Source organism: Acidovorax sp. Root217, assembly GCF_001428645.1.
Lineage (GTDB): Bacteria > Pseudomonadota > Gammaproteobacteria > Burkholderiales > Burkholderiaceae_C > Acidovorax.
The window spans coordinates 24,499-35,421 of record NZ_LMIH01000012.1; the positions used below are offsets into that span (position 1 = coordinate 24,499).

General features: G+C 67.7%; 11 protein-coding genes. All 11 read left to right on the forward strand.

What is annotated here, in order from left to right; all coding sequences use genetic code 11:
* Nucleotides 1-2 precede the first annotated feature (2 nt).
* The 11 genes from ASE31_RS10255 to ASE31_RS32220 all read left to right on the forward strand — a co-directional run bounded on the left by ASE31_RS10255 (nucleotide 3) and on the right by ASE31_RS32220 (nucleotide 10,842).
* On the forward strand, nucleotides 3-1,610 hold the full coding sequence (locus ASE31_RS10255; protein WP_057201560.1) for a carboxyl transferase domain-containing protein: 1,608 nt from the start codon (nucleotides 3-5) through the stop codon (nucleotides 1,608-1,610).
* Between the two features lie 12 nt (nucleotides 1,611-1,622).
* The gene (locus ASE31_RS10260; protein WP_057201561.1) at nucleotides 1,623-2,423 is read left to right on the forward strand and encodes an enoyl-CoA hydratase/isomerase family protein; all 801 of its coding nucleotides are present in this window, start codon (nucleotides 1,623-1,625) and stop codon (nucleotides 2,421-2,423) included.
* Nucleotides 2,424-2,443: 20 nt separating this feature from the next.
* Complete coding sequence (locus tag ASE31_RS10265) at nucleotides 2,444-3,163, forward strand: DUF4126 domain-containing protein (protein ID WP_057201562.1); 720 nt, start codon at nucleotides 2,444-2,446, stop codon at nucleotides 3,161-3,163.
* 5 nt (nucleotides 3,164-3,168) lie between these two features.
* Entirely contained in the window at nucleotides 3,169-5,181 is a 2,013-nt protein-coding gene (locus ASE31_RS10270) for an acetyl/propionyl/methylcrotonyl-CoA carboxylase subunit alpha (protein ID WP_057201563.1), read from the forward strand.
* A gap of 30 nt (nucleotides 5,182-5,211) precedes the next feature.
* Complete coding sequence (locus tag ASE31_RS10275; protein WP_057201564.1) at nucleotides 5,212-6,132, forward strand: glyoxylate/hydroxypyruvate reductase A; 921 nt, start codon at nucleotides 5,212-5,214, stop codon at nucleotides 6,130-6,132.
* A 46-nt stretch (nucleotides 6,133-6,178) separates the two neighbouring features.
* Nucleotides 6,179-7,087 carry a hydroxymethylglutaryl-CoA lyase gene (locus ASE31_RS10280; RefSeq protein ID WP_057201565.1) on the forward strand — a complete coding sequence of 303 codons (909 nt, stop codon included), beginning with the start codon at nucleotides 6,179-6,181 and terminating at the stop codon, nucleotides 7,085-7,087.
* Between the two features lie 83 nt (nucleotides 7,088-7,170).
* A complete protein-coding gene (locus ASE31_RS10285) occupies nucleotides 7,171-7,695 on the forward strand; it encodes a YbaK/EbsC family protein (protein ID WP_057201566.1) in 525 nt (174 codons plus the stop codon).
* Nucleotides 7,692-7,961, forward strand: coding sequence for a DUF1289 domain-containing protein (locus tag ASE31_RS10290; protein WP_057201567.1), 270 nt, complete (start codon nucleotides 7,692-7,694; stop codon nucleotides 7,959-7,961). Before ASE31_RS10285 ends, ASE31_RS10290 begins: the two co-directional genes overlap by 4 nt.
* The gene (locus ASE31_RS10295; protein WP_057201568.1) at nucleotides 7,958-8,611 is read left to right on the forward strand and encodes a 2-hydroxychromene-2-carboxylate isomerase; all 654 of its coding nucleotides are present in this window, start codon (nucleotides 7,958-7,960) and stop codon (nucleotides 8,609-8,611) included. The genes ASE31_RS10290 and ASE31_RS10295 overlap by 4 nt, the downstream gene beginning before the upstream one ends.
* 247 nt (nucleotides 8,612-8,858) lie before the next feature.
* Nucleotides 8,859-10,529 (forward strand): MFS transporter, encoded by a 1,671-nt coding sequence (locus tag ASE31_RS10300; protein ID WP_057201569.1) that lies wholly within the window; start codon nucleotides 8,859-8,861, stop codon nucleotides 10,527-10,529.
* Nucleotides 10,530-10,683: 154 nt separating this feature from the next.
* Nucleotides 10,684-10,842, forward strand: a complete 159-nt coding sequence (locus ASE31_RS32220; protein ID WP_007858372.1) for a hypothetical protein — start codon at nucleotides 10,684-10,686, stop codon at nucleotides 10,840-10,842.
* The last annotated feature ends 81 nt before the right edge of the window (nucleotides 10,843-10,923 follow it).

Sequence of the window (10,923 nt, forward strand, 5' to 3'; positions counted from 1 at the left end):
GCATGACCATCCTAGACACCCAACTGAACGCCCGCTCGGCCGACTTCCTGGCCAACGCGGCCGCCATGCGCACCCTGGTCGATGACCTGCGCGGCCACCTCGACAAGGTGGCCCAGGGCGGCGGCGAGGCCGCCCGCGCCAAGCACACGGCGCGCGGCAAGCTGCTGCCGCGCGAGCGCGTGCAGATGCTGCTGGACCCGGGCACGCCCTTCCTGGAGCTGGCACCCCTGGCCGCGCTCAACATGTACAACAACGATGCGCCCAGCGCCGGCCTGATCGCCGGCATCGGCCGCGTGAGCGGCGTGGACTGCATGGTGGTGTGCAACGACGCCACGGTGAAGGGCGGCACCTACTACCCGCTCACCGTCAAGAAGCACCTGCGCGCGCAGGAAGTGGCGCAGCAGAACCACCTGACCTGCATCTACCTGGTGGATTCGGGCGGCGCCAACCTGCCCAACCAGGACGAGGTCTTCCCCGACCGCGACCACTTCGGCCGCATCTTCTTCAACCAGGCCAACATGAGCGCCCAGGGCATCTCGCAGATCGCCGTGGTCATGGGCAGCTGCACGGCCGGCGGCGCCTATGTGCCGGCCATGAGCGACGAGTCCATCATCGTCAAGAACCAGGGCACCATCTTCCTGGGCGGCCCGCCGCTGGTGAAGGCTGCCACGGGCGAGGTGGTCACGGCCGAGGACCTGGGCGGCGGCGACGTGCACACGCGCCTGTCGGGCGTGGCCGACCACCTGGCGCAGAACGACCTGCATGCGCTGCAGCTGGCGCGCAATGCGGTGCGCAACCTCAACAAGGCCAAGGCCGCCTCGCCGGCCGACAGCGCGCCGCTGCCGCCGAAGTTTGCCGGTGAAGAGCTCTATGGCGTGATCCCCGTGGACACGCGCAAGCCCTTTGACGTGCGCGAGATCATCGCCCGCATCGTCGATGGCAGCGAGTTCGACGAGTTCAAGGCGCGCTACGGCACCACGCTGGTCACGGGCTTTGCGCGCATCGAGGGCATGGCCGTGGGCATCATCGCCAACAACGGCATCCTGTTCAGCGAGTCGGCCCTGAAGGGCGCGCACTTCATCGAGCTGTGCTGCCAGCGCAAGATCCCGCTGGTCTTCCTGCAGAACATCACTGGCTTCATGGTCGGGCGCAAGTACGAGAACGAAGGCATCGCGCGCAACGGCGCGAAGATGGTCACGGCCGTGGCCACGGCCGCCGTGCCCAAGTTCACCATCATCATCGGCGGCAGCTTCGGCGCCGGCAACTACGGCATGTGCGGCCGCGCCTACAGCCCGCGCTTTCTGTGGATGTGGCCCAACGCGCGCATCAGCGTCATGGGCGGCGATCAGGCCGCCGGCGTGCTGGCCACCGTCAAGCGCGATGGCATCGAGGGCAAGGGCGGCCAGTGGAGCGCCGAGGAGGAAGAAGCCTTCAAGGCTCCCATCCGCCGCCAGTACGAAGACCAGGGCCACCCCTACTACGCCACTGCGCGCCTGTGGGACGACGGCGTGATCGACCCGGCCGACACGCGCCGCGTGCTGGCGCTGGGCCTGGCTGCGACACGCAACGCGCCCATCGAAGACACCAAGTTCGGTTTGTTCCGGATGTAAGGACTGATTGCCATGGGAACGAACAACCTCGCCATCACCTATGCAGGCGCCGTGGCGCGCATCACGCTCACGCAGCCCGAGATCCGCAACGCCTTCAGCGACGAAGTCATCGCCGAGATCACCGCCGCCTTCACCGAAGTGGGCGCACGCGCCGACGTGCGCGCCGTGGTGCTGGCGGCCGAGGGCCCGGCCTTCTGCGCGGGCGCCAACCTCAACTGGATGCGCCGCATGGCCGACTACACGCGCGACGAGAACGTCGCCGACGCAGGCAAGCTCGCCGAGATGCTGCGCGTGATCTACGAATGCCCCAAGCCCACCATCGCGCGTGTGCAGGGCGATGTGTACGCCGGTGGCGTGGGCCTGGTGGCCGCTTGCGACATGGCGGTGGCGGTGGACACGGCGGGCTTCTGCCTGAGCGAGGTGAAGCTGGGCCTGATCCCTGCGACCATCAGCCCTTACGTGATCCGCGCCATGGGTGCGCGCGCGGCGCACCGCTACTTTCTCACGGCCGAGCGCTTCAGCGCAGCCGAGGCGCTGCGCATCGGCTTCGTGCACGAGGTGGTGGCGGCCGACCTGGGCATGGAGGCGCTCGACGCCAAGGTGGCCGAGCTGCTCAAGGCGCTGACCAGTGCCAGCCCTGCGGCCGTGCGCGCCTGCAAGAAGCTGGTGATCGATGTGGCCGAGCGCGAAATCGACGCACAGCTGATCGACGCCACGGTGCAGGGTATTGCCGACATCCGCGCCAGCGAGGAAGGCCGCGAGGGCGTGCAGTCCTTCCTGCAAAAGCGCAAGCCCGCCTGGCTGGCCGTGTGATCCTCTGACAGGAAATCCCCATGGACGCACTCTGGCTCAGCATCGTTCAGTGGCTGCACACCATCGGCCTGCACGTGGACGCGGGCACCGCACGCGACGTGGCCGGCGGGGTGGCCCGCGCCACCCAGCAGCTCGACATGCCCGGCCTGCTGGCCCTGGCGGCGGCTTTGGGCTGGGCCAGTGGCGTGCGCCTGTACGCCGTGGTCTTCATGGTCGGTGCCATGGGCTGGGCCGGCTGGCTGCCGCTGCCGCCGGGCCTGGCAGTGCTGCAAAGCCCGATGGTGCTGGCGGTCAGCGGTTGCATGCTGGTGGTGGAGTTCTTCGCCGACAAGGTGCCATGGTTTGACAGCCTGTGGGATGCCGTGCATGCCTTTATCCGGGTGCCCGCCGGGGCATTGCTGGCCGCCGGTGTGTTCGGGGCCGACAGCGCCACCATGGGGCTGGTGGGCGGGCTGATGGGGGGCTCGCTGGCCGCCACCTCCCTGGCCACCAAGATGACGGCGCGCGCTGCGGCCAACACCTCGCCCGAACCGTTCTCCAACTGGGGCCTGTCCTTTCTTGAGGACGGGCTGGTGGTCGGCGTGGTCTGGCTCGCCACGCAGTACCCGGTGACCTTCGGTGTGGTGCTGGTGGTGATGCTGGTGGTCTCGGTGCTGCTGCTGGTGGTGCTCTTCAAGTTTCTGCGCGCCGTGCTGCGGCGCTTGTCTTCTCTCTTTTCCGGCCCCGCGAAGGCGGTTTAATTCCTATGTTTACCAAGATCCTGATTGCCAACCGGGGCGAGATCGCTTGCCGTGTTGCCGCCACCGCCCGCCGCATGGGGGTGAAGACCGTGGCGGTGTACTCGGACGCCGATGCGGGTGCCAAGCATGTGGCCGTGTGCGACGAGGCCGTGCACATCGGCGGCAGTGCACCCAAGGAAAGCTACCTGCAGTGGCAGCGCATCATCGCCGCCGCCAAGGCCACGGGTGCGCAGGCCGTGCATCCGGGCTACGGCTTCCTGAGCGAGAACGAGGAATTCGCCCAGGCCTGCGCCGACGCGGGCCTGGTGTTCATCGGCCCGCCTCCTTCGGCGATCCAGGCCATGGGGCTCAAGGCCGGGTCCAAGCAGCTCATGGAGAAGGCCGGTGTGCCGCTGGTGCCCGGCTACCACGGTGCCGACCAGGACCCGGCCCTGCTGCAGCGCGAGGCCGACCGCATCGGCTACCCGGTGCTCATCAAGGCCAGCGCCGGTGGCGGTGGCAAGGGCATGCGCGCGGTGGATTCGGCGGCCGAGTTCGCCGATGCCCTGGCCTCGTGCCAGCGCGAGGCCATCAACAGCTTCGGTGACGACGCGGTGCTGATCGAAAAGTACGTACAGCGCCCGCGCCACATCGAGATTCAGGTGTTTGGCGACACATTGGGCAACTGCGTCTACCTGTTCGAGCGCGACTGCTCGGTGCAGCGCCGGCACCAGAAGGTGCTGGAGGAAGCCCCGGCCCCGGGCATGACCGAGGCCATGCGCCAACAGATGGGCAATGCCGCCGTGGCCGCCGCGCGCGCCGTGAACTACGTGGGCGCCGGCACGGTGGAATTCATCGTCGAGCAGCGCGCAGACGGCAGCATGACCTTCTTCTTCATGGAGATGAACACCCGCCTGCAGGTGGAGCACCCCGTGACCGAGGCCATCACCGGCCAGGACCTGGTGGAGTGGCAGCTGCGCGTGGCCTCGGGCGAGCCGCTGCCGCTGGCGCAGGACCAGCTGCGCATCACCGGCCACGCCATCGAGGCGCGCATCTGCGCAGAGAACCCCGACAACAACTTCCTGCCCGCCACGGGCACGCTGCACGTGTACGGCCTGCCGTCCCACGTGGCCTTCGAGCGCGGCACGGTGCGCGTGGACTCGGGCGTGCGCCAGGGCGATGCCATCAGCCCGTTCTACGACTCCATGGTGGCCAAGCTCATCGTGCATGGCGACACGCGCGAGCAGGCCCTGGCCCGCCTGGACGAGGCCCTGGCCCAGACGCACATCGTGGGGCTGGCCACCAATGTGCAGTTTTTGCGCCGCGTGGCGCGCACCGATTCGTTCGCCCAGGCACGACTTGACACCGCGCTGATCCCGCGTGAGCAGGCCGTGCTGTTCAAGAGGGAGGACGTGGGCCTGCCGCTGGCCGCCGCCAGCGCCGTGGCGCAGACGCTGCTGCGCGAGCGTGCGACCGAGGGGGTGGACCCGTTCAGCCGCCGCGATGGCTTTCATACGCACGGTGTGGTGCAGCGCCGCTTCGAGTTCGAGTTCGGCGGCGAGCATGCCAAGGCCTGGCTGACCTACGAGCGTGGCGGCAGCCTGCACCTGGCGGTGGGCGAGGGCGATGCCCAGGTAGCCGGGCCGCTGGTGTTCTCCCCCGTGGGCGATGCCATCGACCTGCAGTTCGCCGGCCAGCGCACGCGCGCCGCCGTGTACGCCCAGGGCGAGGTGGACCATGTGTTCACGCCCGTGGGTGCCACGCAGATCGTGGCCATCGACCTGCTGGCCCATTCCGGCGAAACGGCGTCCGAGGGCGGGCGCCTGACGGCCCCCATGCCCGGCAAGGTGGTGTCGTTCGCCGTCAAGGCCGGCGACAAGGTCGCCAAGGGCCAGGCCCTGGCCGTGATGGAGGCCATGAAGATGGAGCACACCATTGCCGCCCCGGTGGATGGCGTGGTGCAGGAGCTGCTCTATGCGCCTGGCGACCAGGTGGCCGAAGGGGCCGAGCTGCTCAAGCTGGTGGCAACTGCTGCCTGACTCCCTGCAGGCGCGGTACGCTTACGGCCCATGAACATCACTTTTTGCTGTACCGATACCAAGGCCGAGCCTTGGCTGCAAGGCCTGCAGGCGGCCCTGCCCGATGCCTCCATCTCCGTCTGGCAACCGGGCGCACCCCAGGCCGACTACGCCGTGGTCTGGGCGCCGCCCCAGCAGTTCATGGACGAGCAGCAGGCCCTGAAGGCGCTGTTCAACATCGGCGCGGGCGTGGATGCCCTGCTCAAGCTGCGCCTGCCGCCCGGCGTGCGCGTGGTGCGCCTGGACGATGCCGGCATGGCCGTGCAGATGGCCGAGTACGTGTGCCATGCCGTCATCCGCCACTTCCGCGAGTTCGACGCCTACGAGGCCGACATGCAGGCCGGCCGCTGGGGCTACCGCAAGCCGCGCCTGCGCAGCGAGTTCCCGGTCGGCGTGATGGGGCTCGGCGTGCTGGGCGAGCGCGTGGCGCGGACGCTGGCGCAGTTCGACTTTCCGGTCAACGGCTGGAGCCGCTCGCCCAAGGCCATCAAGGGCGTGCGCGGGTTCAGCGGTGCCGAGGGGTTCAACGATTTCCTCGCTGCCAGCCGGGTGCTGGTCAACCTGCTGCCGCTCACGCCCGATACACAGGACGTCATGAACCGCGAGACCCTCTCGCGCCTGCAGCCCGGTGCCTATGTGGTCAACGTGGCGCGCGGCGCGCACCTGGTGGAAGAGGACCTGCTGGCCCTGATCGACAGCGGCCATGTGGCCGGCGCCACGCTGGACGTGTTCCGCAAGGAACCGCTGCCTGCCGGCCACCCGTTCTGGAACCACCCGCGCATCGTGGCCACGCCGCACACCTCGGCGCGCACGCTGCGCGAGGAGAGCATTGCGCAGATCGCGGGCAAGATATCCGCGCTGCAACGCGGTCAAGCCGTAGCCGGAGTGGTCGACCCCGGGCGCGGTTACTGAGGTCCCGCCAGAGAGCCGACCACCCCATTCCCTCCGGAGACTTCCCATGAGCATCCCCGCCAAAGTCAAACTCGTCGACGTCGGCCCGCGCGACGGCCTGCAGAACGAGAAATCCCCCGTACCGGCCGAAATCAAGATCGGCCTGGTGCACCGCCTGCAGGAGGCAGGCCTCAAGAACATCGAGGTGACGAGCTATGTCTCGCCCAAGTGGGTGCCGCAGATGGCGGACAACCACGAGGTCATGCAAGGCATCGCGCGCCAGGCGGGCATCGTCTACTCGGTGCTCACACCCAACCTCCAGGGCTACGAGGCCGCCGTGCGCGACTGGCCCGACGAGATTGTGGTCTTCGGTTCGGCCAGCGAGGCTTTCAGCCAGAAGAACATCAACTGCTCCATTGCCGAGAGCATCGAGCGCTTCGCCCCCGTGGTGCAGGCTGCGCGCGCGGCCGGCATCCATGTGCGTGGCGCCATGAGCTGCACGGTGGGCTGCCCCTACGAAGGCGAGATCGCGCCCGAGCGCGTGGCCTATCTGGCCGGCCTCATGAAGGGCATCGGCGTGCAGCATGTGGGCGTGGCCGACACCATTGGCGTGGGCACGCCGCGCAAGGTGCAGCGGGCCCTGGAGGCTACCTTGCAGCACTACGGCATCGACGATGTCTCGGGCCATTTCCACGACACCTACGGCCAGGCCCTGGCCAACACCCTGGCCACGCTGGAGATGGGTGTGTGGCAGTACGACACCTCGGTGGCGGGCCTGGGCGGTTGCCCCTATGCCAAGGGCGCCACCGGCAACGTGGCCACCGAAGACGTGGTCTACATGCTGCACGGCATGGGCATCGACACGGGCATCAATCTGGACAAGCTCATCGATGCGGGCGCCTACGTCAGCAGCTTTTTGAACCGCAAGCCCAACTCGCGCGCGGCCAATGCCCTGCTGACCAAGCGGGCGGGCTGACCACGGGGCCTGAAGGCCCGACAATGGGGGACCAGAGGGCGGCACCGTGCCGCCCCACCATGACCAGTGCGGGAACCTTGGATATGTGCGGAGCGGAACTGAAGAACTTGCCGGAAGGCGTGCAACGGGTGGCAGCGGCGCTGCAGGCGCAGGGCCATCCCCACATGCCGCAGATGCTCGACGACGCGGCGCGCACCGCCCAGCAGGCGGCCGATGCCCTGGGCATCCTCGTCGGCCAGGTGGCCAAGAGCATCATCTTTCGGCGCAAGAGCGACGACGCGGCGGTGCTCGTGGTGACCTCGGGCGACCGGCGCGTGGACGAAAAGAAGGTCGAAGCCCACGTGGGCAAGGTCGGCCGGGCCGATGCCGAGTTCGTGAAGGCACGCACCGGCTTTTCCATCGGCGGCGTATCGCCGCTGGCGCATGCCACGCCGCCCGTCACGCTGATCGACCGCGATCTGCTGCGCTTTGACGTGGTGTGGGCGGCGGCAGGGCATCCGCACAGCGTGTTCCCGCTGCACCCGAACGACCTCACGCGCCTGACCGGGGCGCCCGTGGTGGACGTGGTGCAGGAGCCCGCACCAACTGTGCCACCTGCAGCGGCATGACCCCGGTCGAGCTGCTGGCCAACCACGCCCGCCAGATCGGCGTGGCTGGGCACTTCGACGCCCGCAGCCAGGAGCCCATGCCCTCGCCCTGCATCTCGGTGTGCCGCATGTCGCCTGACCGCAGCCACTGCGAGGGCTGCTTTCGCACGCTGGACGAGATCCGCATCTGGGGTGGCGCCGATAGCGCCGTGCGCCGTACCATCTGGGCGCAATTGCTGCTGCGCGCGGGCATCGCTCCGTTTGACGCCAAGGGGATATCTCCATGAAACGCATCACGTTCTACCTGGACTTCATTTCGCCCTATGCCTGGCTGGCCTTCGAGCGCCTGCCCGAGGTGCTGGAGGGCCTGAGCTACAGCGTGGCCTACCAACCGGTGCTGCTCGGTGCCCTGCTGGCACAGCACGCAAATCCGGGCCCGGCCGGCATCGCGCCCAAGCGCGAATGGACCTACCGCCATGTGACCTGGCTCGGCCACGCCCACGGCATCGGCCTGCAGATGCCGGCGCGCCACCCCTTCAACCCGCTGCCGCTGCTGCGCCAGGCGCTGGCCTGCAGCGACGACGGCACCATCAACCGCTACGTGGCTGGCACCGTGCTGCGCCATGTCTGGCTGGGCGGGCAGGACGCGCTGGACCCGGCGCGCATGGCCGATCTGGCCACCGCATTGGCCGAGCAGCTGCGGCCCGGCCAGGACATTGCGAGCGAGGCCCCCAAGGCGCTGCTGCGTGCCAACACCGAGACCGCCCAGGCTGCCGGGGTGTTCGGCGTGCCCGCCTTCGCGGTCGATGGCAAGCTGTTCTGGGGGCTCGATGGCCTGCCCATGCTGCGTGCCTACCTCGATGGCGATGCGTGGTTTGAGGGGTCGGACTGGGATGGTGTTGCGGCGCTCCCTTCGGGTCTCGCGACCAAGGGCTGATGACGGTGGGCTGGCCGGCGCTTCCTGACAGCCTGCCTGTCAGCCTGTCGGGGTAAACACCGCCCTCCGTGCTCGCCTTCTCGCATGCTGAAAGCGGGCGCAAGGGTTTCACCTTAAGTTGTCAGAGCGCGGTCAGTTTGGTGAAAGGCCCTGTTGGTTTCGCGTCAGAGGGGGGTCAGTGCAATCTCCAAGAATGTGGGCAGCCGCACCAGAGGGCGGTCTGAATACATCACACAGGAGACAAACCATGGCAACCCATCCCGCACCGCGGCCGATGTCCGCCGAAGAGAAGAAGGTCATCTTCGCTTCGTCGCTCGGCACCGTTTTCGAGTGGTACGACTTTTATCTGTACGGCTCGCTCGCAGCCATCATTGCCAAGCAGTTCTTCAGCGGTCTGGATGCGGGCGCGGCCTTCATCTTCGCGCTGCTGGCCTTCGCGGCGGGTTTCCTGGTACGGCCTTTCGGCGCCATCGTGTTCGGCCGCCTGGGCGACATGATCGGGCGCAAGTACACCTTCCTGGTCACCATCCTGATCATGGGCCTGTCGACCTTCATCGTCGGCCTGTTGCCCAGCTATGCCACCATCGGCGTGGCCGCTCCCATCATCCTGATCGCGCTGCGCATGCTGCAAGGCCTGGCACTGGGCGGTGAGTACGGCGGTGCCGCCACCTACGTGGCCGAGCATGCCCCGCACGGCAAACGCGGTGCCTACACCTCCTGGATCCAGACCACGGCCACGCTGGGCCTGTTCCTGAGCCTGCTGGTGATCCTGGGCGTGCGCCTGAGCCTGGGTGAGGCGGTGTTCTCTGACTGGGGCTGGCGCGTTCCGTTCCTGGTGTCCATCCTGCTCTTGGGCATCTCGGTGTGGATCCGCCTGTCGCTGTCGGAATCGCCAGCCTTCCAGAAGATGAAGGCCGAGGGCAAGACCTCCAAGGCCCCCCTGGCCGAATCCTTCGGCCAGTGGAAGAACCTGAAGATCGTGATCCTGGCACTGGTGGGCCTGACCGCCGGCCAGGCCGTGGTCTGGTACTCGGGCCAGTTCTACGCACTGTTCTTCCTGACGCAACAGCTGAAGGTGGACAACACCACGGCCAACCTGCTGATCGCCGCCGCCCTGCTGCTGGGCACGCCTTTCTTCGTGGTGTTCGGTACGCTGTCGGACAAGATCGGCCGCAAGCCCATCATCATGGCCGGCTGCCTGCTGGCCGTGGTCACCTACTTCCCCGTGTTCAAGGCACTGACCGAAGCCGCCAACCCTGACTTGGCCAAGGCCCAGGCCACGGCTGGCGTGGTGGTGACGGCCGACCCTGCCTCGTGCTCCTTCCAGGGCAACCCGGTGGCCCGCGAGATCGACTTCCGCACCTCCTGCGACATCGCCAAGCGCTACCTGGTGCAGAACTCGGTGAGCTACGACAACGTGGCAGGCCCCGCTGGCTCGCCCGCCGTCGTCAAGATCGGCACCAAGACCGTCGAGGCGCCTACCGGCACCGTGGTGAACCTCAAGTTCGACGAAGCGTCTGCCAAGTCCATCGCGGCCTTCAAGAAGGAAGTTTCCGAAGACCTGAAGCTGGCCGGTTATCCGACCAAGGCCGACCCTGCCAAGACCAACAAGGTCCTGACGGTGGTGCTGCTGTTCTGGCTGGTGCTGCTGGTGACCATGGTGTACGGCCCCATTGCCGCCATGCTGGTGGAAATGTTCCCGACCCGCATCCGCTACACCTCGATGAGCCTGCCCTACCACATCGGCAACGGCTGGTTCGGCGGCCTGCTGCCCACCACGGCCTTCGCCATCGTGGCCCAGACCGGCAACATGTACAACGGCCTGTGGTACCCCATCATCATCGCGGGCATGACCCTGGTGATCGGCACGCTGTTCATCCGCGAAACCAAGGACGTGGACATCTACGCCAACGACTGACGATTACGGCAACTGCGACCAGTGCCCGCCTCCCCCGGGGCGGGCACTGTGTTCCAGAAAAGGGCCTCGCACGCACCATGCGGCGCTGCGAGGCCCTTTTGTTGAACAAGCATTCAAGCAACCCCCCCCTTAAAAAATCCAGGAGATATGAGCCATGTGGAAGATCGTTGTCGGATTCGTGCTGTTTGCGGCCCTGTCGCTGTTCGTCATCATGAAGGCGGGTGACAAGGTGGACATGGGCGGCGAGCAGCACGGCGGCGACTCCCTGCATGTGCCCGCCGCGCCTGCCTCCGGGGCCAGCGCAGCGCATTGAAAAAAGCACCCCCTGAGGCGCTTCGCGCCTTCACCCCTCTCTCGACTCGCTGCGCGAGTCGGGAGGGGGACGCCCCCGGTG

Coding starts and splice junctions, on each gene's coding strand:
- ASE31_RS10255 (WP_057201560.1), top strand. CDS start 3: ATGACCATCCTAGACACCCAACTGAACGCCCGCTCGGCCGACTTCCTG.
- ASE31_RS10260 (WP_057201561.1), top strand. CDS start 1,623: ATGGGAACGAACAACCTCGCCATCACCTATGCAGGCGCCGTGGCGCGC.
- ASE31_RS10265 (WP_057201562.1), top strand. CDS start 2,444: ATGGACGCACTCTGGCTCAGCATCGTTCAGTGGCTGCACACCATCGGC.
- ASE31_RS10270 (WP_057201563.1), top strand. CDS start 3,169: ATGTTTACCAAGATCCTGATTGCCAACCGGGGCGAGATCGCTTGCCGT.
- ASE31_RS10275 (WP_057201564.1), top strand. CDS start 5,212: ATGAACATCACTTTTTGCTGTACCGATACCAAGGCCGAGCCTTGGCTG.
- ASE31_RS10280 (WP_057201565.1), top strand. CDS start 6,179: ATGAGCATCCCCGCCAAAGTCAAACTCGTCGACGTCGGCCCGCGCGAC.
- ASE31_RS10285 (WP_057201566.1), top strand. CDS start 7,171: ATGTGCGGAGCGGAACTGAAGAACTTGCCGGAAGGCGTGCAACGGGTG.
- ASE31_RS10290 (WP_057201567.1), top strand. CDS start 7,692: ATGACCCCGGTCGAGCTGCTGGCCAACCACGCCCGCCAGATCGGCGTG.
- ASE31_RS10295 (WP_057201568.1), top strand. CDS start 7,958: ATGAAACGCATCACGTTCTACCTGGACTTCATTTCGCCCTATGCCTGG.
- ASE31_RS10300 (WP_057201569.1), top strand. CDS start 8,859: ATGGCAACCCATCCCGCACCGCGGCCGATGTCCGCCGAAGAGAAGAAG.
- ASE31_RS32220 (WP_007858372.1), top strand. CDS start 10,684: ATGTGGAAGATCGTTGTCGGATTCGTGCTGTTTGCGGCCCTGTCGCTG.